The sequence below is a fragment of the Pauljensenia sp. C0170B4 genome (genome assembly GCF_056590235.1).
Genome location: NZ_JBWPVS010000002.1, coordinates 375,452 through 399,251 on the forward strand (window position 1 = coordinate 375,452; position 23,800 = coordinate 399,251).

Annotated in this window: 24 protein-coding genes; 8 read left to right on the forward strand and 16 right to left on the reverse strand. The window is 59.8% G+C overall.

Annotated features, from left to right (window positions below):
- Positions 1–5 precede the first annotated feature (5 nt).
- Both AC1EJ1_RS04155 and AC1EJ1_RS04160 read left to right on the forward strand, forming a co-directional pair.
- A complete protein-coding gene (locus AC1EJ1_RS04155; RefSeq protein WP_480295354.1) occupies positions 6–1,673 on the forward strand; it encodes an exonuclease domain-containing protein in 1,668 nt (555 codons plus the stop codon).
- 16 nt (positions 1,674–1,689) lie between these two features.
- A complete protein-coding gene (locus AC1EJ1_RS04160; protein WP_480295355.1) occupies positions 1,690–1,974 on the forward strand; it encodes an Lrp/AsnC family transcriptional regulator in 285 nt (94 codons plus the stop codon).
- On the opposite strand, the gene trpD is transcribed toward AC1EJ1_RS04160, so the two are convergent.
- The 6 genes from trpD to AC1EJ1_RS04190 all read right to left on the reverse strand — a co-directional run bounded on the left by trpD (position 1,960) and on the right by AC1EJ1_RS04190 (position 7,263).
- Positions 1,960–3,021 (reverse strand): anthranilate phosphoribosyltransferase, encoded by a 1,062-nt coding sequence (gene trpD, locus AC1EJ1_RS04165; RefSeq protein WP_480295356.1) that lies wholly within the window; start codon positions 3,019–3,021, stop codon positions 1,960–1,962. The two genes, AC1EJ1_RS04160 and trpD, sit on opposite strands and share 15 nt — an antisense overlap.
- A gap of 5 nt (positions 3,022–3,026) precedes the next feature.
- Positions 3,027–3,413, reverse strand: coding sequence for a DNA-binding transcriptional response regulator (locus AC1EJ1_RS04170; protein ID WP_092648508.1), 387 nt, complete (start codon positions 3,411–3,413; stop codon positions 3,027–3,029).
- A gap of 52 nt (positions 3,414–3,465) precedes the next feature.
- The gene (locus AC1EJ1_RS04175; RefSeq protein ID WP_480295357.1) at positions 3,466–4,461 is read right to left on the reverse strand and encodes an FKBP-type peptidyl-prolyl cis-trans isomerase; all 996 of its coding nucleotides are present in this window, start codon (positions 4,459–4,461) and stop codon (positions 3,466–3,468) included.
- 32 nt (positions 4,462–4,493) lie between these two features.
- The gene (erpA, locus tag AC1EJ1_RS04180; RefSeq protein WP_058236551.1) at positions 4,494–4,847 is read right to left on the reverse strand and encodes an iron-sulfur cluster insertion protein ErpA; all 354 of its coding nucleotides are present in this window, start codon (positions 4,845–4,847) and stop codon (positions 4,494–4,496) included.
- 71 nt (positions 4,848–4,918) lie between these two features.
- Positions 4,919–5,872: a glycerate kinase gene (locus tag AC1EJ1_RS04185; protein ID WP_480295358.1), complete on the reverse strand. Its 954-nt coding sequence runs from the start codon at positions 5,870–5,872 to the stop codon at positions 4,919–4,921.
- Positions 5,872–7,263 (reverse strand): M20/M25/M40 family metallo-hydrolase, encoded by a 1,392-nt coding sequence (locus AC1EJ1_RS04190; protein WP_193600007.1) that lies wholly within the window; start codon positions 7,261–7,263, stop codon positions 5,872–5,874. Before AC1EJ1_RS04190 ends, AC1EJ1_RS04185 begins: the two co-directional genes overlap by 1 nt.
- A gap of 53 nt (positions 7,264–7,316) precedes the next feature.
- Here AC1EJ1_RS04190 and AC1EJ1_RS04195 point away from each other — a divergent pair, with 53 nt between their 5' ends.
- A complete protein-coding gene (locus AC1EJ1_RS04195; RefSeq protein WP_058236549.1) occupies positions 7,317–7,964 on the forward strand; it encodes a DUF3043 domain-containing protein in 648 nt (215 codons plus the stop codon).
- On the opposite strand, the gene AC1EJ1_RS04200 is transcribed toward AC1EJ1_RS04195, so the two are convergent.
- Positions 7,961–9,016 carry a quinone-dependent dihydroorotate dehydrogenase gene (locus tag AC1EJ1_RS04200; protein ID WP_092648504.1) on the reverse strand — a complete coding sequence of 352 codons (1,056 nt, stop codon included), beginning with the start codon at positions 9,014–9,016 and terminating at the stop codon, positions 7,961–7,963. The two genes, AC1EJ1_RS04195 and AC1EJ1_RS04200, sit on opposite strands and share 4 nt — an antisense overlap.
- A gap of 18 nt (positions 9,017–9,034) precedes the next feature.
- Positions 9,035–9,505 carry a hypothetical protein gene (locus tag AC1EJ1_RS04205; protein WP_480295359.1) on the reverse strand — a complete coding sequence of 157 codons (471 nt, stop codon included), beginning with the start codon at positions 9,503–9,505 and terminating at the stop codon, positions 9,035–9,037.
- 135 nt (positions 9,506–9,640) lie between these two features.
- Between AC1EJ1_RS04205 and AC1EJ1_RS04210 the strand changes: the two genes are divergently transcribed.
- The gene (locus AC1EJ1_RS04210) at positions 9,641–10,495 is read left to right on the forward strand and encodes a TrmH family RNA methyltransferase (protein ID WP_480295382.1); all 855 of its coding nucleotides are present in this window, start codon (positions 9,641–9,643) and stop codon (positions 10,493–10,495) included.
- On the opposite strand, the gene AC1EJ1_RS04215 is transcribed toward AC1EJ1_RS04210, so the two are convergent.
- The 3 genes from AC1EJ1_RS04215 to AC1EJ1_RS04225 are packed head-to-tail and all read right to left on the reverse strand — an operon-like array spanning position 10,457 to position 12,875.
- The gene (locus AC1EJ1_RS04215) at positions 10,457–11,221 is read right to left on the reverse strand and encodes an HAD-IIB family hydrolase (protein ID WP_092648502.1); all 765 of its coding nucleotides are present in this window, start codon (positions 11,219–11,221) and stop codon (positions 10,457–10,459) included. The genes AC1EJ1_RS04210 and AC1EJ1_RS04215 overlap by 39 nt on opposite strands.
- Positions 11,218–11,352: a methionine/alanine import family NSS transporter small subunit gene (locus AC1EJ1_RS04220; protein ID WP_092648501.1), complete on the reverse strand. Its 135-nt coding sequence runs from the start codon at positions 11,350–11,352 to the stop codon at positions 11,218–11,220. The genes AC1EJ1_RS04215 and AC1EJ1_RS04220 overlap by 4 nt, the downstream gene beginning before the upstream one ends.
- Positions 11,349–12,875 (reverse strand): sodium-dependent transporter, encoded by a 1,527-nt coding sequence (locus tag AC1EJ1_RS04225; RefSeq protein ID WP_480295360.1) that lies wholly within the window; start codon positions 12,873–12,875, stop codon positions 11,349–11,351. Before AC1EJ1_RS04225 ends, AC1EJ1_RS04220 begins: the two co-directional genes overlap by 4 nt.
- Positions 12,876–12,990: 115 nt before the next feature.
- Here AC1EJ1_RS04225 and deoD point away from each other — a divergent pair, with 115 nt between their 5' ends.
- Positions 12,991–13,698: a purine-nucleoside phosphorylase gene (deoD, locus tag AC1EJ1_RS04230; RefSeq protein ID WP_070726542.1), complete on the forward strand. Its 708-nt coding sequence runs from the start codon at positions 12,991–12,993 to the stop codon at positions 13,696–13,698.
- A 5-nt stretch (positions 13,699–13,703) separates the two neighbouring features.
- Here deoD and AC1EJ1_RS04235 read toward each other — a convergent pair whose 3' ends face one another.
- A complete protein-coding gene (locus AC1EJ1_RS04235) occupies positions 13,704–14,639 on the reverse strand; it encodes an AEC family transporter (protein ID WP_480295361.1) in 936 nt (311 codons plus the stop codon).
- Between the two features lie 38 nt (positions 14,640–14,677).
- On the opposite strand from AC1EJ1_RS04235, the gene AC1EJ1_RS04240 reads away from it, so the two are divergent.
- A complete protein-coding gene (locus AC1EJ1_RS04240) occupies positions 14,678–15,922 on the forward strand; it encodes an alpha-amylase family protein (RefSeq protein WP_480295362.1) in 1,245 nt (414 codons plus the stop codon).
- Here the strand turns inward: AC1EJ1_RS04240 and AC1EJ1_RS04245 are convergent.
- Positions 15,919–16,947 (reverse strand): glycosyltransferase family 2 protein, encoded by a 1,029-nt coding sequence (locus AC1EJ1_RS04245; protein ID WP_480295363.1) that lies wholly within the window; start codon positions 16,945–16,947, stop codon positions 15,919–15,921. The two genes, AC1EJ1_RS04240 and AC1EJ1_RS04245, sit on opposite strands and share 4 nt — an antisense overlap.
- A 5-nt stretch (positions 16,948–16,952) precedes the next feature.
- Positions 16,953–17,768 (reverse strand): alpha/beta fold hydrolase, encoded by an 816-nt coding sequence (locus AC1EJ1_RS04250; protein WP_480295364.1) that lies wholly within the window; start codon positions 17,766–17,768, stop codon positions 16,953–16,955.
- 69 nt (positions 17,769–17,837) lie between these two features.
- Between AC1EJ1_RS04250 and AC1EJ1_RS04255 the strand changes: the two genes are divergently transcribed.
- On the forward strand, positions 17,838–18,641 hold the full coding sequence (locus tag AC1EJ1_RS04255; protein ID WP_092648494.1) for a Cof-type HAD-IIB family hydrolase: 804 nt from the start codon (positions 17,838–17,840) through the stop codon (positions 18,639–18,641).
- On the opposite strand, the gene brnQ is transcribed toward AC1EJ1_RS04255, so the two are convergent.
- Both brnQ and AC1EJ1_RS04265 read right to left on the reverse strand, forming a co-directional pair.
- The gene (brnQ, locus tag AC1EJ1_RS04260; protein WP_480295365.1) at positions 18,631–20,016 is read right to left on the reverse strand and encodes a branched-chain amino acid transport system II carrier protein; all 1,386 of its coding nucleotides are present in this window, start codon (positions 20,014–20,016) and stop codon (positions 18,631–18,633) included. The genes AC1EJ1_RS04255 and brnQ overlap by 11 nt on opposite strands.
- A gap of 14 nt (positions 20,017–20,030) precedes the next feature.
- Positions 20,031–22,601, reverse strand: a complete 2,571-nt coding sequence (locus AC1EJ1_RS04265; RefSeq protein WP_480295366.1) for a GH116 family glycosyl hydrolase — start codon at positions 22,599–22,601, stop codon at positions 20,031–20,033.
- A 130-nt stretch (positions 22,602–22,731) separates the two neighbouring features.
- Here AC1EJ1_RS04265 and AC1EJ1_RS04270 point away from each other — a divergent pair, with 130 nt between their 5' ends.
- Positions 22,732–23,775, forward strand: coding sequence for a LacI family DNA-binding transcriptional regulator (locus AC1EJ1_RS04270; RefSeq protein ID WP_480295367.1), 1,044 nt, complete (start codon positions 22,732–22,734; stop codon positions 23,773–23,775).
- The last annotated feature ends 25 nt before the right edge of the window (positions 23,776–23,800 follow it).

Sequence of the window (23,800 nt, forward strand, 5' to 3'; positions counted from 1 at the left end):
ACTGTATGACGATTTCGACTCATCCGGCTCAAGATGGCCATGGCGAGGTCGACCTTCATCCTCACTCCCCGGTTGCACGCCGTTTGGCTGAAGCTGTTCCCGTTGGAGTCCAGGTTGGCCTCGACCAGCTGGGCACGCCGCTGGATGAGGCAACGTGGATCGTCGTTGACTTAGAGACTACCGGCATCGGGACACGCAGCGCCATCACAGAAATCGGCGCTGTCAAAGTGCACGGTCGGCGCATCACCGACCAGTTTCACACCCTGGTCAATCCAGACCAGCCCATCCCAGCGTCCATCACTGCTCTGACCGGCATCAGCGATGAGTCGGTGGCGCAGTGCCCACTAATAACAGACGTCTATCCACAGTTTCACCAGTGGGCAGATTTTGACGAGCAGCCCATCATTGTCGCCCACAACGCACGTTTCGACGTCGGCTTCCTGCGCCGCGCCGCCAATGCGTGTGACATGACGTGGCCGCGCATCCGCATCGTTGACACCCTGGCTCTGGCACGCCTCGCACTCCCCCGCCCCATGATCAGCAACCACAAGCTGGGAACCCTTGCTGCGCATTTTGGTGTCAGCGACTACGACGCGCATCGCGCACTCGGCGACGTACTGGCGACCGTGCAGGTATTCCACGGTTTGTGCGACCTGGTCAGCAAGTCCGGCGCATCAACAGTGGAGGATCTGGTCACACTCGGGCGCCCCGTTCCCCCACGCACACGTCAAAAATCCACACTCGCTGATTCTCTGCCGCAAACACCGGGCACCTACCGTTTCGTCGATGATGCCGGCGGAACGCTGTACGTCGGCTCTGCCCGCAATATCCGCTCACGCGTACGCACCTACTTCACGGCAAGTGAGACGCGCCGGAAGGTCCGACGAATGCTGGCGGTCGCCACCGGCGTGGAGGCTCAATCCACGTCTACTGAACTTGAGGCACGCGTGGAGGAACTGCGTCTGATCCGCACCCTGTCTCCCCTGTTCAACTCCGCCTCGCGCCGTCAAAAAGCCACGCACTGGGTGGTACGGCGCCACGATCGTTTTGAATGCGTGCCGGTGATTGAATCGCACGAAGCCCTCGACGCCCTCGGACCGTATTCGACGCACGCATCTGCACGTGAGGCGATCGACGCACTCCAACAGGCAGGTGCCGACGCGATGGATTGTGACGAGTGCAGCGTCATCGATGCGTTGAATGAGCAGATGAATCAGGCTGCAAGCGATGAGCATTTTGAGCGTGCTGCACGTCTGCGCACCCTGCTCGGAACGTATATTCGCGGCATTGAGCAGCAGAGAATTGTCCGGGCGCTCGGGCTGGCTCGGCGGGCCGTATGGGCGCACCATCGCAGTGAAGGCGGATGGGAGATCGCGCTGACTTCATTCGGGCGCCTGGTACGCGTCGCGGTCTCGCCGCCGGGTACGTCACCGTTGCCGTGGGTGGAGATGCTCCATGACGAGGATGTCCCCGCTCGCCCAGACGTGTTTCTTGCGGGGACGACGTGGGAGGAGACGCGAGTGCTGTACCGCGATCTGACCAGGCCGGGAGCACGCCTGATTGAATGGGATGGGGTCGTGCCGCTCGGTTCGACGTGGACGTCACCGCTTCGACGCGACACGCTCATCCGCGCCGTTGGACAGGCCAGACGTCCAGAGACCACAATGAACTAGGAACCTACAGGAGAGGATGACCATGCTGACCGCAATTGTTCTTGTCAACGCTGAGATCGATAAAATTCCCGAGGTTGCACAGGCGCTTGCTGACCTGGATGGCGTCAGTGATGTGTATTCAGTGACCGGTGATATCGACTTGGTCGCCCTCGTCAAGGTCCGCGAGTACGAAGACCTTGCCGAGGTCGTGTCAGATCAGCTGGGAAAGGTCCCGGGTGTCACTCAGATGCGTACGCATATCGCGTTCCGCTCATTCGCATCCCAGGACCTTGAAGAAGCGTTCCACCTAGGCCTTGAGTGAGGCCCTCTTGGAGACCTCGATCCACCGCTTGAGCAGATCAGCTGCCTTACCACTGTCGATCGTCTCGCGCGCCATATCGATACCGGTGCGCATACGGTCGGTCAGTGAGCCGTGGGTCGGGCCGACGCCATCGTGACGTCCGAATGCTGCCAGTCCGGCTGCGACGTTGAGCAGCACGGCGTCACGGATCGGGCCTTCTTCTCCGTCCATGATGCGGTAGACCACTTTCGCGTTCTCATGGGCTTTGCCACCGCGCAGGTCTTCAAGCGTTCCGCGCTTCATGCCGAACTCTGCGACGGGATCAATTTCGCTGAAGGTGATTTCACCGTCGTGCACTGCCCAGATCTGAGCAGGCTCAATTGAGCTGAGCTCATCCAGGCCATGATTCTTTCCGCGGAACACTAGAGCCGACTGGCCGCGCTGAGCGAACACTCCTGCCATGAGCGGAGCGTGACTTTCGTTGGCAACACCAATCGCAGATGTTTCAGGCTTGGCAGGGTTGGTGAGCGGGCCGAGGATATTGAACGCTGTTGGGAAGCCGAGAGCGCGGCGCACAGTTGCGGCAAAACGCATTGACGGGTGGAACTTGTTGGCGAACAGGAAGGTAATTCCCAGTTCGTCGAACACCTGAGCCACACCGCTGGGCGACAGGTCGATCTTGATTCCCAGTTCTTCGATCACGTCAGCTGATCCGCACGACGAGGTTGACGCGCGGTTACCGTGTTTGACCAGGGGCACTCCAGCAGCGGCGAGGACAATCGCTGACATGGTGGAGATGTTCACCGTATGTGCCCCATCACCGCCCGTGCCGACAATGTCGAGCACATCGGTGGGAACATCGACAGGTTCGGCGTGATCCTGCATGCCGTCAGCCAGACCGCGGATCTCACTGACGTAGGGACCTTTAGCCGATAGCGCCGTCAGGAAGGCAGCGAGTTTCACGTCGCCCAGTTCGCCCGTCATCACACGGTCCATGACCGCATAGGTCTGTTCGTAGCTCAGGTCCTCACCGGCCAGGAGACGTTCAATAATGTCAGTCCACTCCACGCAAATCACTCCTGAAGGAGGCGTGCCAGAGTTTCCTGCAGCACGATGGGATCAATTGGCTCAGGTACGGTGGCCGCTGCACCGGACCATTGCGCCAGCCAGTCATCTTGCTGGCGTGCCGTGATCATAATGATGGGTGGAACATTATCCATGGTAGTCAGCAGGCGTTTGGCGACAGCCATACCGCCTTCTTTTTCGGTCTCACCGTCAAGGATCAACGCCGCAAACTCAGAATCTTTGACTGCTTCAACGGCTCCGAAAGCGGTGGCAGCTTCAACGTATGTGACGGTGGGAGTGTCTCGACCGGGACGCACGCCCGCCCCCGTTATGACTGCTTTTCGGGTATCCACATCATCACTGAAGACAAGGACGTTCACATTCTGTTCGGTCACGATAGCTCCTTAGTCACGTAGTCGACTTCGAGTCATTCTATCTGTTTACAGGTCAGAGCGATCCAGCCAGATCAAAAATGGCCACGTCGCGCAGCATCTGAACCTCGCCTGACTGTGATTGATCCGAGGTTGGACGCGGATCGGCCATATCGATGACGACCATGAGTCGTGATCCGACTTTGTGACCTTCCAGTTGCGCCAGGTTGGCGACTGGTGCAAGGTTCGGGACGTTCCACATCTGTGTCTGTCCTTCATTCTGCACGCCCACCACTGCTTCAACGGCACGCAGGACAGCGTAATTGTCCTTGGTCAGTTCAGGACCTGTTCCCTCGGAAATGAGGTACGTTCCTGGTTCGGGGTTCGCGCCTTCGGCCAGCGTCAGTTTCGGAGCAGTTCCCAAGTCACCTTCCACGGTGACACCGTCGGGCAACGCTGCATCTGTAAGCGTGGCGCTCTTGAGCTGATCCACATCAGCGGTATCGACCGCATTGTGAATATCAACAACAAAGGTCAGAGTTGACTTGGGTGGAATCGAAGCCTGTCCTTGCTCCCCGTATGCCCACTGCCATGGGATGACCAATTCGACCCGGTCCCCCACGTGTTGACCTGTCAGTCCGGCTTTCCATCCGACAATCACGCGATCCAGTGAGAACGCAATGGGCTTCCCGCCTTCTTTGAAGGTGGAGTCAAATTCCGTTCCGTCCCACAGAACACCCTTGTATGCCACCTGCACGGCATCGGTGGGTTGAACTTCACGGCCGTCACCTTGCACAAGTGTTGTCGCAATGATGGTGTCGACGGGTTCGGATCCGGTGCTCGGGGTAATAACAGGTTCTTCCCCAAAATCACCTTTCACCTCGGGAATCGTCTGCGTGCCTGAGCGGTCAACTTTTGGCTCATCGGAGGGAGCAGGACGGTTCTCATCACCAGATTGGCTTGCTGCCTGACCTGATTGACCGGACTGTGAGGAGTCGCCGGACGAGCATGCGCTCATCGTTGCGGCCAGAAAGAGGGCAGCGACAACCGCCGTGATTCGCTGAAATTTCACGTACAGGACCTTTGTTTGAGGGGGGAAATGGTTTAGTGGAAGGATTCTCCGCATGCGCAGGTGTTACGCGCATTGGGGTTGTCGATCGTGAATCCCTGGCGTTCGATCGTGTCTGAAAAGTCGATGGAGGCTCCGGCAAGGTAGGGAACGCTCATACGATCGACGACAACTTCGACTCCTTCGAAGTCACGGATGGCATCGCCGTCAAGCAGGCGATCGTCAAAGTAAAGCTGGTAGATCAGACCCGAGCATCCCCCTGGCTGAACGGCGATGCGCAGACGCAGGTCGTCGCGGCCTTCTTGGTCCAGCAGGCTCTTAACTTTCGCGGCAGCCGCGTCAGTCAAGGTCACTTCGTGGGCCGGGGTTTGTGTCTCAACGTCAGACATGTTGCTCCTCATCATTTCAGTACTCGTAGATCCAGCCTACGACGCTCATAAGCAACGCGCCACGACCGTGTTCATATCGTGGCGTTTTCCACGCCGGGTATCCACGTGCGAGCCAGGCGCATTCCAGCAGCTTCAAGCACCTCGTAGTCATCCTGTTCGTTCTCAGCGATACAGGTCGGCATGAGTGCTCCAGGATGCGTGTCAATTATCCCGTGGATACCCCACTGCGCTTTTTCCAGTGCCGACAGTGTCGTCGATTCGCACACGAGGACGACTGGCAACGCATGGCGACCAGCATGGTCGGTCAGCGTGTCGATGAGGGTATCATGCAGCAGTGGGTCGTGCGCGCAGGGCTCAAGGATGACGACCAGATCCGCCTGCTCCATGCGCTGGTCAAGATTGAGGGTTCTGGCCAGGGCCTCGCCTGTGGGCACGATGCTCCCACCGCACAGGGCGAGCATACCGGCCGCTCCTCCTGCCGCGCCACTGCCTTCCAGACGTGACACGTCCGTTGTATCCCGATGTGTGGCAAACAGGCGTGTCAGGCGGCTCGATAAACCCAGGTTCTGGTCATGACGAGCCGTCCCGTCTGCGCGTGTCGACAGTACCGAGGTAAAGCCGAGCAAGCTGCGCCTGGTCGAGGCGAGCGCGACCACCTCGCGTAGCCTGCGGTCCGATTGCGCGCGGTGCAGTGCCTGTTCCATCTGCTCGTACGTGTCGACAGGCAGCGAGGTGATGGCACTGAGAAATTCGCTTCCCCCGTCTGTGCAGGAGGTATGACCACCTTCGAGCACGGGAGTATCGCCCTGGTCGAGGAGGCGGCGAAGTTCCCGGCCTGCGTCGCGTGTACTCGTCGCGGAGTCGGGGACACGAACGATGAGGCGATCGGATGTGACGAACGGGCCGGGTCCGAACACGATCGGCTCACATGCCGCGTCGCGCACACGCTGAATACCCCGCGCGACCGCTTCCAGTGCTGGGAGGGCGCGCGGGGCGAACCAGTGTCCGACGATAAGGACGCGCACTACCTGCGTGCGCGCTTGGCAGTGCGGGCCAGCAGGAGCGCTTCTGCCAGGATCGCGGCCTTCAGGTCGGGGATGCTCTGCGACTCGTTTTCGGAGTGCGCATTCGTGAAGGGGTCTTCCACGCCCGTCACAAGGACCTCTGCTTGCGGGAAGTGCTTCTTGAAGTGGGAGATGAACGGGATTGATCCGCCCACACCTTTATTCACCGCGTCAGTGTCCCACGCGGTGTCCAGCGCCCAGTGCAGATCGCGGGCAGGTTCGGAATCAAGGTCGGCCAGGAATCCCGGTGAGCACTTTTCCACTGAAATGTCGATGGCAGCGCCGAACGGAACATGTGCCTTGAGATGCTCGATCAGCTTGTCTCGAGCCTCGGCCGGGGCCTGGTTGGGGGCCACGCGCATCGACAGGCGGAAACGTGCGTGCGGGGCGATCGTATTGGATGATTCCGCAACAGAGCGAACGTCCATGCCAATAACGTTGATAGATGGCTTTGTCCACACGCGCGCCGCCAGGTCACCCGATCCGGCAAGCGTCACTCCATCAAGGACGCCAGCAGCCTCACGATACTCGTCTTCAGGCCAGTCTATATCGGACGTGTCGGTGGCTTTGAGGCCCTCGACAATCACGTTGCCGTCCTCGTCGTGCAAGGTCGCAATCATGCGCGCAGCGATTGTGACAGCATCCATGATCGGACCGCCGAATGCGCCGGAGTGGACAGCGTGCTCGAGTACGCGCACGTCCACGGTCACCACGGCGTTGCCACGCAGTGACGCAGTCATCGCGGGAATCCCCGGTTTCCAGTTGTCACCGTCAGCAACCACAATGACGTCAGCGTCCAGCTTGTCAGCGTGGGTCGTCAGAAAGTTTTCGAACGAGGGGGAACCAAGCTCCTCTTCACCTTCGATGAAGACACGCACGTTCAGGCCCAGATCATCGGCAAGGGTGCGCAGGGCGCCCAGGTGGACGATCACGCCGGCGCCATCATCGGATGCGCCGCGGCCATAGAGCCTGTCCCCCTTAACGGTGGCGTCGAACGGGTCACCGTCCCAGCGGTCGAGTTCACCAGTGGGCTGAACATCGTGGTGTGCATACAGCAGGACGGTGGGCGCTCCCTCGATGACGGGGGTGTGTCCAACAATGGCTGGCTCACCCTGTCCGCCGAAAGGCGAGTCGGCACGTAGAATCTCAGTCTCCAGGCCAAGATCGTTGAAGAGCTTGCTGACGTGTTCAGCTGATTTCTGCACGTCGTCCTGATGCTCCGGAAGGGAGGAAACTGACGGAATGGATACGAGTGTCTTGAGTTCGTCGAGCAGCTCGTCGAAATGCTGATCGACACGTTCACGCAGCTCCTGGACTGAGGGCGTGAGGTCATCATGAGTAGTGGTAGTCATATCACTGAGTTTAGTAGTTCGGCTTGTGGGTCTCAATCAACTACCCTAAAGGTGTGTTATTCCGTAAGAAATCTTCAGAAGAGTCAACGACAGCCGCTCCCGTCGACGAGCCGACGCATGAAGCGAGCGCAAAGAAGGGCCGTCCGACGCCGACGCGCCGACAGGCTGAGGCGCGCAGGAATCGTCCGCTGGTGCCGGCTGACCGTAAGGAAGCCCGCCGACAGGCCAAAGAGAAGCGTGATGAGCGTTTCCGCCGTGAACAGGAAGCGATGACGACGGGAGACGAGCGCTATATGCCGCCCCAGCATCGTGGCCCTATCCGTCGTTTCATCCGCGACTACCTGGATGCCCGTTGGTCGATCTGCGAGTTCATGATGCCGGTGATGCTGGTTTTCATCGCATTGTCGCTGGCATTTTCCTTCATCGCACCGGCGCAGCAAACCAACGGTCAGCTCCCCGTCGTCATGATGGTGATGTTCATCTTCTTCTACGGCGCGTTGCTGCTCTGCATTATTGAGGGCGTCATAGTCTGGCAAATCCTCAAACGTCGTATCCGCGAGCGCTTCCCTGACAAGGTGATCCCGCGCGGCTCGTGGTTCTACGCATTTTCACGCATGCTGATGGCACGCCGCTGGCGCTCGCCGGCTCCTCAGGTGGGACGCGGCGAGTTCCCGAAGGGGTCGAAGAAACAGAAAGACTAGTTCAGGGCCAGGGCGCGGTTCATCGCGCCCGGCCACGTCGGCCCTTCGAAGACGAATGCGCTGAATGCTTCAACGAGGTCGGCACCGGCATCCAGCATGGCCTGAGCCTGAGATGCGGTGAAGATCCCGCCCGTGCCGATCAGAAGCTGATGGTCGTCCAGGTGCTCAGCAACCAGAGACACCACATCGAGAGCACGCGGGAACAGCGGGGCTCCTGAAACGCCACCTTCTCCCCACTCGTGATTGATCGTCGTATTGGTGGCCACTATCCCGTCCAGTTTCATGTCCCGGCTCATGGAGCACACCTCGATGATGTCGTCATCGCTCAGGTCGGGCGCGATTTTCACCAGCAACGGCACGTGACGGCGCTGCTGCGCCGCATCGGCTCCGCGTCGCGCAGCCTCCAGGATGGGGCGAAGCTGATCGACAGCCTGCAGGTCCCGCAGTCCCGGAGTGTTGGGTGAGGACACGTTGACGACAATGAAGTCCACCCACGGCGCAACTTTCTGGGCACAGATCTCGTAGTCACGAGGCGCCTGGTCAAGTGGAGTGACCTTGTTCTTTCCGATATTCGCCCCGACGATACAGCGCCTGCCGTGACGAGTGGATCGCAGCTCACGTAGCTGCGCAACAGCCTGGTCGACACCCTCGTTATTGAATCCCATCCGGTTGCGCAGGCCGGCCTGGTCCATGAGGCGCCACAGGCGTGGCTGGTCGTTCCCTGGCTGCGGTCGGGGTGTGATCGTCCCAATCTCGACGAATCCGAATCCCAGCGCGCACATGCCCTCAATGGCGCGTGCATCTTTGTCCATTCCGGCTGCAAGACCCAGGCGTCCGTGCACGGTGCGCTCACCGATTGTCGGCAGGGAGCGCGTGGGCCACAGCAGCATGGAGCGTGCATGCGGATCCCAGTATCCGATGGTGGCGCGCATCAGTGCGCGGATTAAGCCGTGTCGTCCTGCCCACGCAACGGCGTTAAGGCCTGCATGGTGGGCACGTTCAGGATCAGTGCGGTGGATGACGCTGCGAAAAAGCCATGAGTAGACGGACATGGATCTAGCCTAGCGTCTCTAGTCCCACCATAACCACCACGCCAGATGCCCGACCGGATCATCCAACAAGATGCGGTCGCATTCGTCGGGTGCCAGACAATGCAGCGCGTATCTGTCGCGCAAATATGGCCAGGCTCGCGTCACACCGTCCGGTAATGAGTGACGTATCACGAGCGCATCGACACTGACTCGTTCGTCTCGTCGCGGCTGGCGAATGACATAACCGCTCACGTACACCTCCTGAGGGAAAGTGATCGCAGCATCGAGCGCGGCTTCAACCGTCGGCCCTCCATTTTGCGAACACTGCAGGTTTTCTGCACTCAGCAGGCTCCTCAGCTCGCGAGCATCGTCCCCACCAACCATAGTGAAGCGACAATAATCGTGATCATCCAGCTCCATGTAAGGAGCCAAAAGAACTGTGATGCCACTCGTGTCGAGCCATCCTGCAGGCCCATACATTCCCTCTACCTTCGTCTGCTCGGTCAGCATGACGTCCTCCTTCTGTGTCGGTGCGTGCAGTTCACCGCATGAGGATCGACCTGTGCCAGCACGCGTCTGGGCTTTGTGGATTGACGAGGGTACCCACGGTGCGCTGTGGATAAACGATGGAGCATAATGGCGGGTGTGATCATCGATTTAACCGCATGTCAGAGCCTGGAAGACGTGGAAGCAGCCGTACCGGACGGTGCGCTTGCTGACTACACGTGCATGACGGACGTCAAGCTGCGTTCAAGCTTGGAAGTGGAACGCGGACTGTACATGGCGGAATCACACAATGTGATCATGCGGGCACTTGAGACGGGTCATCATCCGCGTTCATTCCTCATGGCGCCGCGCTGGCTCGAGCAGATGGAGCATCTGCTGGCATCCTCGACAGGAAGTGTTGACGGCGGTGACGTGCCCGTGTATATCGCCTCCGAAGAGGTGCTCGAACACATCACCGGATTTCACCTGCATCGCGGGGCTCTTGCCGCTATGCAGCGTCCCGAGCTGCCGGACGTGTCGGACCTCTTAACACGTTCGCGCCGGATCGCTGTGCTGGAAGACCTGGTTGATCACACGAATGTCGGTGCAATCTTCCGTTCTGCAGCTGCTCTGGGTGTTGACGCTGTCATCGTCACACCTCGCTGCTGTGATCCGCTGTATCGGCGCTCCGTCCGTGTCTCCATGGGCACGGTCTTTCAGGTACCGTGGACTCGGCTGGATACCTGGCCAGCCGTTGACGTGCTGCGCGAGGCGGGCTACTGCACGGTCGCCTGCGCACTCAGTGATGACTCACTGAGTCTCGATGAGTTCGTGGCGAACCCTCCGGACAAGAAGGTGGCATTGCTCTTCGGTACTGAGGGCGACGGATTGTCGCGCCGCACCATTGAGCAGACAGATCTGACGGTGCGTATCCCGATGGCCGGCGGTGTGGATTCGCTGAATGTGGCTGCTGCGTCAGCAGTGTTTTTCTGGGCGACTCGCGCACTCAATTAGCTGCGCGATCACCTCAGCACACTGCTCCCATCCTGACACTGGGATCGTCGTGAATCCTGCGGCTTTCACCGGGTAGTCGTTGCCACCCTCGTCAAGCCTGTCCCCGACAAACACTATGTCGCTGACTGCAATACGTGTTGCCTCGACCAGGTGGCGCATGCCGAACGCCTTGTCAACGCCCTGCCGGGTGATATCGACAGATGTGGACCCGCCACCGCGTACCGACAGCTCAGGAACGTCGCGGGCGACCCGCTCAGCCAGTGCAACTTTCTTCGTTCCGTCCGGGTCCCATGCGCGCTTGGCCTCCAGGGGCGCTTCCTGCCCCAGGGCAGAGAAGGTGATCTGTGATCCTCGATCTTCAATAATGTCTCCCCAGGTGTGGCTTTCCCAAATTCCCAGGTCGTGTGCGTGCCGAGTCAGGGACTCGATGGCCCGCTGGCGCTCGTCTGCGCTCAGATCCATCGCGTAGATCTGGTGCCACTGCTGGTCGCGATACCTGAAGTAGCGGGTTCCACACGTTGGCATCAGGTGCAGGCGCTCAAGCTGCGCGTCGTCAGCGTGCAGGTGCGCCAGGACCTGTGTGCGGAATTGGCCGATGTGTCCTCCGGAGATGATGCACACGTCGGCAACGTCGAGGAGCGCGCACAGGCGCTCGTCCATCAGGGACGGGAGCGGCGACTTCGAGGGGGCTAACGTATCGTCCAGATCGAAAGCTGCCAGTTTCACTCGACAGGCTCCTCAATGGTGTCGTCAACGTCAGGCTGCTTGAGGGTCTTGAGTGCGACGGTCGAGGCGACGAGGCCTCCCCACACGAGCAGGATCGAGATGACCATCAAGATGAGTGCGCTCGCTGTCATTGTTCCAGTCCTTTCGCGCGCGAGTCGAGGGAGTGATGCCACTTGGTCACCGTCATGATAACGGCGAAGACGATGATTGCCAGCAGCATTCCCCAACCGAACATGCCGACAAAGGAGGTAGCATGCCCGTCATATCCGTGCATCACATAGTCGATGAGTGCGCTGATAAGCATGAAGCCCAGGACGATCGGGCTGATCACACCCACAACGAGGTCCCAGAAAGCGGGAACTCGGATCGATGAGACCGAGTTGAGGTGCAGACGCAGTCCCTTCAGGCGCGGACCGGCGAACGCGGAAAGCAGGCACAGCGCCATGGCAGAGGCGACCACGCCGATGTTGTTGACGAAGGTGTCGATGACGTCGAGGACATTCAGTCCCGAGCGCACACCGAACAGTCCCAGCGACAGCACCATCGCAGGCACGCCCATAATCATCGCAGCCTTACGCGGGGTGACTCCGAACTTGTCCTGGATGGAGCCGGAAACAACCTGCAACAGTGACAGCAGCGAGGTGATTCCTGCCAGCGTCAGGGACGTGAAGAACAGGACGCCGAAGATGGGGCCGCCCGGCATCATCGAGATAATCTGCGGGAAGGTCACGAACGACAGGATCGGGCCGGTAAGGCCTTCCAGTTCGTTCACGCCAACCTGTTGAGCATGTGCCATGAAGCCGAGGGCGGCGAAAACGCCGATGCCGGCGAGCAGCTCGAAGGATGAGTTGGCAAAACCTGCAACAAGGCCGGTTCCGGTCAGGTTTGACTTGGGCTTGAGATAGGAGGCGTAGGTCGCCATGATGCCGAAGCCCACTGACAGCGAGTAGAAAATCTGTGCAAACGCTGCCAGCCACACATGCGGATTCGTCAGCTGATCCCATTGCGGGGTGAAGAAAGCGTTAAGTCCTTCCATGGCGCCAGGCAGGAACAGTGCGCGCACCACCATCACCACGAACAGGATGACCAGTAACGGCAGGAAAATACGGTTCGCCAGTTCCACGCCCTTGGTCAGTCCGCGTCCCACGATGAACAGGACGAACAGCCAGATCACGGCCAGAGGGACCAACACTGACAGGACGGGTGTCCATGACACTGAATCTGATCCGTCGAGTTGGAGGAACGTTTCGAGGAAGAAGGTCTGCGAGTCATCTCCCCATGCCAGGGTGATGGAGTGCCACGCATAGCTGGCCGCCCAGGCAACCACCGCTGCGTAGTAAATGAAGATGACGAAGCAGACGCCGACCTGGAACCAGCCGAGGAATTCTCCGCCGGCTGTCATGCGGCGCAGCGCCCACGGCGGTGAGCCACGCAGTTTATGACCGATCGCGTAGTCAAGAAAGAGGATCGGGATACCGACGCAGACGAGGGAGACGAGGTACGGCACCAGGAACGCGCCACCACCGTTGGCGTAGGCCACGCCTGGAAAACGCCAGATGTTCCCCAGGCCGATAGCTGAACCAATGGCTGAGATGAGGAACGCTGTTTGACCGGACCACGTTTCGCGACGCGGTTTGGTTTGTTGTGAGCTCATTTTCGTCACTCCATCACTTGCGGGATGAAGCTCACGCTAGAGTATTGTCAGCGCGCGGTGAAGAAGTATCCGCATATCGGATGGTCTCGCGCCACACGAGAACGAAGGAAGGCCCATGTCGACCCCACACATTGCAGCTGAGCCAGGTGATTTCGCCCCCGCAGTCCTGATGCCGGGTGACCCGAAGCGTGCCCAGCGTATTGCTGAAACAATTTTGGACTCACCGCGACTGGTCACTGATGTGCGCGGCATGCTGGGCTTCACCGGCACTGTCGACGGTCAGCCACTGTCGGTGATGGGATCGGGAATGGGTCAGCCTTCCGCAACGATCTACGTCACCGAACTGATGAAGTTCTTCGACGTTCAGCGCGTGATCCGCGTCGGCACGTGCGGCGGAATCTCACCGAAAGTTCATGTGGGCGACACGATCGTCGCGATCGGTGCACACACGGATTCCGCAATGAATCAGCTGCGCATTCCCGGTGTCAATTTCAGTGCGGTCGCCTCGTTCAACCTGGCGCGAGCCGCCGTCGAGGCCGCAACCGAAGACGACACTGTTCACGTGGGAACGATTATTTCGCGTGACCACTTCTACTTCGCGCCCGACGGTCAGACACAACGCCTGGCGGACTATGGTGTGTTGGGCGTGGATATGGAAGCTGCCGCGATGTATGGCGTGGCGGCAGAGTGCGGCCGAGAGGCACTGACCGTGTTGACGTGTTCGGATCACCTGCTTGACTCGTCGTCGGATATGACGGCGCAGGAACGTGAAACACAGTTTGAGACGACGCTGCGTCTGGCGGTCGCTGCCGCGCTGTCGTGATCTGTCTAAACCAGAGCCGCAAGGTGGAAGAGCCAGGCGATCAGCACGGTCACCGGCAGTGACATGATCGTGGTAATCAGCACAGTGCCCTGCGCGATGTGATTGCCGACGCCTGCCCGCGCTGAGGCGATGAAGGCATTTTGCGCGGTGGGCATCGCGCCCATCACCGTGACTGCCAACAGCGCGTGCCCGTCCATGCCCAGCAGCAGTCCTGCTCCGAACGCGCACGCCGGCTGAACCATGAGTTTGAAGCAGCTGGCGAGTATCACCATGTGCCCGTCCTGGGATCGCGCAGTCAGGCGCTGCCCCACCAAGGAAGCGCCAAAACTAATCAGGACCAGCGCCGGCGCGGACTGCCCGATCATCTCGGTCGCGTTGGCGATCAGTGGCGGCACATCCAGGCTCACCGCTGCGCACAGGAATCCGAGGAACGCCGCGATCACCATCGGGTTGGTCACCACGGAGCGTACGATGGTCACAATCGACAGCGTGATACCCGGCGTACACAGGTCGATGAGGACGAAGAACATCGGGGTGAAGAAGCCCAGCTGAAACACCATGATCGGCACGCCGTGTACTGCTGACCCCAGTACGTAGATTGCGATCGGGATGCCGACGTAGGCCGCGTTGTTCAACGAGGACGACATTGCGCCGACCGTCAGATCGCCAATCGTCGGCCGCATCGTCAGGCGAGCGATCAGAGCGAACACGCTGGCGGTGACGACACCGCTTGCTGCTGCCACGACGAGGGGACGGCCGATGACAACATCGAGGTCAGCTGATGCGATCGTGGAGAACAGGAGTGCGGGCGCGGCGATCCAATACACCAGGTCAGTGATGTGTCCAGTAGCATCGGTCTTGAGGATTTTCGTTGCGCGCGCGATCCATCCAACAGCCATAATGACTGCGATGACTGCGATGCCCTCGATGACTTGTCCCACGCGTCTACATTATGACCACGACCAGGAAAGCGAAAGTCATGTCATGGATTGATCACATGGTGTGGTGGCACGTCTACCCGCTGGGAATGTGCGGCGCCCCCATTCGTCCTCCGTTCGGGGCCGACGCGTCGGCGCACCGGATCACCATGCTGGAAAACTGGCTGGACTACCTGATCGAGCTGGGAGCCAACGGCCTGCTTCTGGGCCCGATCTTCCAGTCAACATCACATGGCTACGACATTCTTGACCACTTCGCAGTTGACCCGCGCCTGGGAGATGAAGCTGACTTTGATCACCTCATTGCCGCGTGCCACGAGCGCGGCATCCGCGTGGCATGTGACGGTGTCTTTTCTCACGTCAGCTCTCGGCACCCGCTGGTCAGCGAGGTTCTCGCTGCCGGCCCCGACAGTGAGCACGCGGACTTATTCGACATTGACTGGGAGGACCCCGCAGGTCCGACTCCACGCATCTTTGAAGGTCACGGTGAGCTGGTTCGGCTCAATCACGCCGGTGCACAGGCGCGCACATACGCCACCGACGTCATGACCTACTGGCTTGAACGCGGCATCGACGCCTGGCGTCTGGATGCCGCCTACTCTGTGCCGAGCGATTTTTGGCGCGACGTCATCGACCCCGTTCGGGCGCGTTTCCCTGAAACGTGGCTGATGGGTGAAGTAATCCACGGTGACTACACCGACATGATCGAGCAGTGCCATTTTGATTCACTGACCCAATACGAACTGTGGAAGGCAATCTGGTCGAGTATCTCGGATCGAAATTTCTTTGAGCTGCAGTGGTGCCTCGATCGTCACAACCATTTCCTCGATTCCTTCACCCCACAGACATTCATCGGCAACCACGACGTCACGAGAATTGCCTCGCAGATCGGGAGCCAACATGTCGGCGTCGCCCTCGCCATTGTCATGACTGTCGGCGGGATCCCATCGATCTACTATGGCGACGAACAGGGCTATACCGGAATCAAGACCGATGAGCTCGGCGGCGACGATCAGGTGCGTCCCTCGTTCCCTGATCTGCCCGAACACCTGTCGAATCTGGGCGAATCAGTGTTCCAGACCCACCAGGCGCTCATTGCGCTGCGTCGCCAGCATCCGTGGCTTGTCCATGCGCGCACGCAGGTGTGCGAGGTAACCAACGAGCAGCTGTCGTACCGCTCCAGCGCGGATGGACACACGATCTGCGTTTTTCTCGACCTGCATGATTCTGACGCGCCGCACGTCACGATCACCGAGCCCGGCGGGCAGATTCTTTTCGCATTCTAATTAAAGCCGAGGACGGCGCGGGCGATGCGGTAGATCGACAGCGGGATGACGCGTCCGGGCGTTCCCGGCAGCGAGATCAGCCGTCCGAGCAGACCTGATCTGACCTGCCGAGTGACCTGCGGGTAGTCTCGGTCAGCTTCCGCCCACAGGCGTTCTTTCTCCTGGACGTGTTCTGGTGTGCCAGAGAGCAACAACATCAGGGAGCACACGATGAAATTGATGCGCAGGTAGTGAATCATGTAGCGATACAGGTGTGCAGGGACAGTGGATTCGTCAGGGGTGCCGGCAAGCATCCCCGCGTTGACGCGCAGCAGCTGGTCGATACGTGAAATCATGACTTTTTCGTTCACTGACTGGTCATCGCGGCCAATGAAGTAGCGGTACAGATTCGCATCGATGTAGCGCAGCGTTCGCACATGCGGCAAGGGCACGTAGGAATACAGGTAGTCCACGTAGAAGGTATGCTCCGGCAGGATCATCCCGGATTGTCTGACCAGCTCGGTGCGAAAAATGAGCGTGTGCATCATGAGGTACTGGTCGTAGCGGCACGCACGCATGTCATCCCACCCAATGATGCGATCAGCAGGAAGAACGTTGAGAAAGCGGACCGCATGCTTATGAGATTTTCCTTGTTTCTCGTAGACGTAGTTCGCCACGTACATGTCGACGTCGTCGCCGCGGTCCTGGTCTGCGGCCATCTGATCCAACACGCGTGTCAGCGAGCGCCGGTCGACCCAGTCGTCAGAGTCCACGACTTTCAGGTAACGGCCTGTGGCCTCGCGGATGCCGGTGTTGAGGGCGCCGCCATGCCCTGCGTTAGCCTGGTGGACTGCGCGGATTTCAGGGAATCTGCGCGCCAGTTTGTCGGCAAGCTCGGGAGTCTTGTCACTCGATCCATCGTCGATGATGAGGATTTCGATGGGGTGCGCATAGCCGATCAGGGACTCGACACATCGGCGCAGATAATCTTGCGAGTTATACGCCGGGATGATGACGCTCAGCAGTGGCTGATGAGATATGTCCACATTGGTCATAGTACGTGATCGAGAATGATCTGAGTGGCAGCAGCGGCATCTCGCAGCACAGCTTCGTGGCCGTGATTCTCGATCGACGCGTACGTGCCGTGTGGCAGCAGCTGTGCCACGCGCTTCGTCCAGTCGTGCGGACACACCAGGTCGTCTTCTCCGCGCATGACCAGTGTGGGTGTGGGCACCTGCGGGTAGATGCGTTCAACGCGGTGATCCATCATGGCGCGAATCGTTCGGAAGAACCAGACTGGGCCGGCACGCAGATAATTCGCAACACCCACTGCCATCACGTGCAGCCCATCGTCGGCAAAGTCAGTAATCAGATCCCATGCCTGTTGGTGGAGGGTCCGCCTGGCGGGGTTGATGGTCGGAGCAATCAGAACCAGCTGATCGATCAGGTCGGGCCGTTGCCGCGCCACCTCCACTGCGACCTGGGTGCCCATCGAGTGACCAATCACGATCACGTGACGCAGCTTGTTGTCCCGTATGAAAGCGGCAACGAGTTTGCCGTACTGAGCCATCGACGGGGGGCGCTTCGGAGTGGGTGAATCACCAAAGCCTGGCAAGTCAACCGTATAGGCAGTGCCGTGAGGTGCCAGTTCCCTGGCCAGTCCAGCCAGTGCTCGCCTGCCCATCCCCACGCCGTGAATCATGACGAAGACAGGGCGGGAAGGATCCGGCGCATGTTCCTCGACGCGGTTATCACGCACGGCGTAGACCATGCGGATACGACCGCGCTGGTAGGTGCGTACTTTAACGTCCGAGTCTTCCTGAAAGACCGGGTCGCCTGAGGAATCATCGGTTCCGATATACGCCATCGCTTCTCCTTATTTCAGCTGACCATTCTTCCACAGGTATGACACACTGCCTAATACGAAGGAGGTACCGTGGCTCGACTCGTTCTGATTGATCTTGACGGCACGCTGCTCACACGGACGCAGGACGTGCCACCATCTGCTCAAGCTGCCTGCCGCGAGGCACGCGAGGCCGGACATATTCTGGCCATGTGCACCGGCCGATCCACTCCAGAAATCTACCCGTGGCTGTGGGATCTGGGCTTTTCCGCAGTAATCGGCGGATCAGGTGCCTACGTTGAGGTCGATGGTCAGGTGATCCGCGATGAACGCATCGACCGTGCGGACATTGAATCAGTCAACGAGGTGCTGAGCCGCAATGAGTGTTTGTGGGTGTGGCAAAGTTCCGAGGCCATGCATCCGTCTGCCGACTATTTGTCAGTTTTCCCCGGCAAAGATCCCGATTGGGTGCCGTATATGCGCCAGATCGAACCGTACTTGCGCTCCGGGATACCCGATTCGGCCTCGAAATGTGCGTTCCTGGCACCTCGCGCCGGAATATTTGAGGCGATGAGCAGCCAGCTGGATGAGCGTTTCGACATCATCGGTGGCTCGGTGGGTACGGCCGATGCGCGCGTCGGTGAAATCCTCAAAGCACAGTGTCACAAACTGACGGGCGCCCATGTGCTGTGTGGTCACCTTGGAATCAGCATCAGTGACGTTGTAGGAATCGGTGACTCCCCCAATGACCGTGAGCTTCTGGCGGGTGTGGGCACGAGTATCGCGATGGGCAATGGAAGCGAAGACGTCAAGGCGATCGCCTCGTGGGTGACCTCCCCCGTTGACGAGGATGGTCTGGCGCGCGCTTTTGAGTACGCCGGATTGATTAAGCGGTAGTTTCCGTTTCGGGCAGGTCATGCAGCAGTGTTGACCGACGGGCAATCTCCGAGGGGCTCTGAATTGACAGTCCTCGGATTTTGTCGATCACGATGCAGATAGCAGCCAGGATGGCAACTGGCAGGATCCATGACAGTCCCTGACCATACAGCGGCAGCTTCATGATGGCGGGGATCGCCCGACCAATTTCAATGTCGAAGGAACGCAGAAGGTCGTTGAGTGCGAAAACCGCCGCGAGCGCAACCGGCAGGCGATAGGCCCACACCAGGCGGAAACGCAGTGCGGCCTGGATCAGCGTGAGGAAAATCAGCGTAACGGCTACGGGGTAGAGGAGCGCGTTGAGAGGAGCCGCAATGTCGAGGATGACAGTCAGGCCCAGGTTTGCCATCAGCGCGCCGATGATGGTGAAGATGATGCTCCACCCTCGGTAGTCAACAGCAGGGATCAGGGTCGCGAAATAGGAGGCGGTCGAGGTGATCAGGCCAACCGCCGTCGTCAGACATGCCAGAAGGACGATTCCGGAAAACACCCACGATCCTGCTGATCCGAGGGCGACGTGCGAAGCGTAGGCAAGCAGTTCTGCACCGTTGTTGAATTGCTGGCCAACGGAGCGACCCAGATGCCCCAGCCCCAGGTAGACAAGTCCCAGCAGTACTGCCCCGACCACACCTGACATGATGCAGGCGATGACGGAGGGGCGCCCCGCGGGTACTCCACGCGAGTACAGCGACAGCAGGACAACAATCCCGAAGACCAGTGCAGCCAGCGAATCCATCGTCAAGTAGCCCTCCAGGATGCCGGACGTGAAAGGCGAGGACGCGTATTCCTCGCTCGGCGCACTGGGAGCAGCGCTCAGGCGCGCGGATCCCACGATCACCAGGATGACGATCAATGTCAGAAGGGCGGGAGTCAGATACTTGCCCAGCGCGTCGACGATGCCGGCGCGGCGCAGTGACAGCCATAGGCTCAGAGCAAAGAACGCCACGACGAACAGGAGCAGCGCCACTGTGCCCGATATTCCGGTTGGCCCAACAAACCCCATTTCGTACGCAACGTTCGCAGTACGCGGGATCGCGTAGAACGCGCCGATCGACAGGTAGATCAGTGCCGGGAAGATCATCGCGAAAACCTTGCCGGTTCGCTTGGCAATATCTCCCAGCCCGGCGCCAGACACTGCCACCGCAATAATCGCCAGCATCGGCAGAACCACACCGGTTGACAGGAAACCAAGGATCGCCGGCCAGTAGTTCGTTCCAGCCTGCTGTCCCAGTTGTGGAGGGAAGACTAGGTTTCCCGCTCCGAAGAACATGGAGAACAGCATCAACCCCACGACAATGATGGTGGTCGGGATTCCTGCACGCTTCGCAGATGTCACTGGGCGCCTTTCGATCAACTTTCCTGTGCTGCAGACAGTTTAGCGCTCTCTCCAGCTGAGATGTTCACTCCTTCCGGCGCCACGGGGGTATCTGCCACGGTCACGGCCGTGGCATCGATGGTGCCGTACAGGCAGGTCAGTGTGAGGCCTCCCTCGTCGCGCGTCAGCGTGCCCCAACCGGTGCCTGTCATCACGACGAGGCTGCGGCGCGGCTCGCGGGCAATCCTCAGTTCGCCGGTGAACTGGTTCCACGTGATCCCTGTGAGCTCATCGAAGACGCTCCAACCGGACAGCGCGCGCGTGTAGTGGTCACCGCATTCGATTTCGTTGTACGGATTGCGTGTCGTGCCGTCGTAACGCGCCCACAGTCCGTGCAGGACCGCATAGCCTTCGTCGGTGAGCCCTTCGTGCAGGCAGTGTGCCGCCACCTGATATTCGATGCCCGTCCACACTTCGTCGCAGTATCGTGTGGGCACATCGGGTCGCCCACCGGTCGGCCATGAGCACATCAGCAGACCCGTTTCCTTGCCGGTAGCGAATGAGCGGTAGGGGTGCTCGAAGTCGTCAAAACCGGTGCGTAGGTTCAGGCGTACAACATTCTTCAGCGCCGTCACCACGTGGTCGCGTGGCAGCAGGTATCCCAGGTCAAGCTGGTGCGCCCACCATTGGCCGATGAGCTGGTCAGACAGGCACCCGTCCTTCCACTGGAAGTCGTCGTGGTCCCCTTCTTCGAGGACCTGGCGGTAGTACTCGCCGGTGAACAGCGCCTCATCGTAGGCACGTGAGGATGCCTCGAAGCGTTCTCGGTAGTGGCTGGCGCGCTCATCGTCGCCCAGAAGTTTGGAAATCTCTTCCATCGCGCGCAGTGCTGCCAGCCAGTATGTCCCCATGTAGGGGTTGATACCACACAGGTCAATGTCGTGCGTGGAGGGCTGGATGCCGTGGAGCAGTCCGGTTGAGTCGGGGTCCCATGTGTCTTCGATATAGTCCATCAGCCGCACCAGGTTCGGCCAGTACTGCTCCAGCCATGCGCCGCCAGCCTGGTAGCGGGCTTCGCGATATGTGCGCAGAACGATTGACAGCATTCCGTCAAGCGCCGGATCGCCCGGTCCTCCGATTTCTCTGTCCCAGATCTGTGGCGTCTCCAGTGGCAGCAGGACGCGGTGCGGGATGAATCCTTCGGGTGCCTGCGTGATGGTGAACTCTGTTTCGCGCATGGAGCGTTCCATGCGTGGGAAAAGCTTGGCTGTGCCTTGCGCGTAGGCGTGCACGTGCGTGCAATTGAGCGGACATGACCCGCCGACGAATCCAGCCCACATCGGCGTGGATGCGCCCAGGACTCCCTCGAAGGCGAATGTGCGGTCATCAGCACTTTGGAAGTAGCTCGGGGAGCGCACAATTGCGGCCTGTGTGAGCATCCGATCTGCGACTTCGCCGCCCGGTTCGTCGGCCAGGTCAGAGCTCGTCATGGCATCCACCCATGCGCGTGAGTGGTGTTCGAGGGTGTCCCAGTTTTCGTGTACGTACGCGGTGACCTGTGAGGCATCCGACCAGCGTGTGGTGTAGCGGTTTCCCAGCCAGTGTGTGGCCGGAGCGTAGGTGGGTTGTACGCCTCCAAATTGAACGAAGTTGACGTATCTGTTCGGGAAGTGCCATGTGATCGCGACGCGCACTGTGGTGGTTTCACCCGGTTCAAGGAAGAACTGCGAGACCACTCCCCCGTTCCATGTTGATCCTGACGGGCTGGGCATGGGACGCACTGTGATGCCGTTGGGCTGCGGGTCAGGCAGGTCATCTGGAACGTCGTTCCATTCGTCGGGGCCCACCGGCTGGCGTGTCGCCATGAAGTCCATGAACTGCGCCGGATCAGTCCACTGAGGAAGGGAGCTGACGCGCGTGCCTGACACGCTCAGGCTCATGGTGCCTGCTCCAGGATCGCGCGGAGCGGATTCGTTTAAGGAGGGGTTGGTCATGGTGAGTTCGGTCCAACCGTCTGCGCGGTGGACGGTGTTGACGTTGCCGCCGTATCGCGGTGAGTGGACGCCTACCGGGTTGGTCATGCCGTCATGACCGATGGCGTTCTGAAGACCTGCGCCGAGCCAGCCGTTGAGCCCGGTCTTGGGGTCAGTGTTCGTGAAGGTGAAGGTGAAAAGGGCGGCAGGTAGTGCGGAGTCATCTTCGTTCAGCGGGATGAGCGGGGTGAATGCGTCGAGCGTGACTTTCACCGGCAGTGTGTCGTCGACGAATGTCACGGTGCCAAATGGATAGTGTCCTTCGAAGGAGGCATTGGCCATCGGTGAGAATTCCTCGAGCAGGTCGCGCTGCCAAGTCGGTACGTCATCATCGTTGACCAAGACTGTTGGTTCGTGCGGCTCACCTGGTTGGGCGATCAGGACACGCTGTTCGTTGAAAGGCGGCTCCCACTGACTGATGCGTAGGGCAAAGAATGATCCGGGTAGCGTTCCCGTGTGATTTCCGATGTTGTGCAGTTGCCATTGTTTGAGCGATCCATCGGCAGCGAGCGCCAGGTTGCCGGTTCCGATCCCGCCGAGGGGCAGAGCTGTGAATGGATGTGGGGTGGTCATCGTCGGCCTTTCATGCAATCGATTACATTTTAGGCTAATATTGTTGACAGTCCACGTCAAGACGGGTCTGCAGTGGCGCAGTCATTACACTTGACAGCAACACTGGTTGGCATTTTGCGGAAAAGACACTATGAAAAGAAAACATCAATCCATCGATGCTCCCCAACGCGTGCGCATGATCGATGTCGCTCGCGCCGCAGGGGTGTCAACGGCGACCGTCTCACGCGTGTTGAGCAACGCAGGCACCGTTAAGCCTGACCTCGCTGAACGGGTGATGGAAGCTGTCAGGCGCACGCATTATGTCCCCGATTCAACAGGTCGCGCCCTGCGCCGCCAGCGCTCGGATGTGTGGGCTGTCATCGTGTCGGATATTCAGAACCCGTACTTTTCGCGACTGGTCGCCTCCATTGAGCAGATCGCCACCGCCAACGGTCTGTCGATCGTGTTGTGTAATACGGGTGAAGATCTGGACCGCGAGCGCCGCTTTATTGCCAATGCCATTTCACAGCGCATGTGCGGAGTGATCCTGACCGCGGCGTCGGAAGCTGATGAGAACGTTGAGCTGCTGACCCGGGCCCGCATTGCCACCGTCGTCGTTGACCGGCGTGTCGGATCGTACGAGGGTGACTCGGTGCTCTTGAATAACGTTCTTGTCGGCCGGTTAGCTGCGAATCATCTGATTGAACGCGGCCACCAGCGTGTTCTGTGTTTGTTTGGTCCGTCTGCAGCTTCCACCACGTTTGACCGCTATCTGGGTTTCCAGGCCGCATGGACGGAGGCGCATCGCGATCGTCATGGTTTGCAGCTGGTGGAGACGAATATTCACGCCGGAGGAGCCCGCCAGGCGACCGCGTCCGCTTTGGCTCGAGCCCACCCGCCGACCGCCATCTACGCGGCGAACGCCGTGCTGTCGATGGGTGCGTATCGGGCGGTGCAGGAAAGTGGGCGGCGCATGCCCGAGGATGTGTCACTGATCGGCACCGATGATGCTGACTGGACGACAATGGTGTCACCTCAGGTGACTTTGATTTCGCAGCCCGTGGAGGAAATGGGAACGCGCGCGGCGTCGATTTTGCTGGAGCGGATGGAGGATCCGGACGGAGCGCCACATCATGTGGTCGTCTCGCCGTCTCTGATCGAAAGGGAAACGACAGGCACGATGTCGGCGCGTTAGACGCACACGAGGCGCCTCGCCAGAC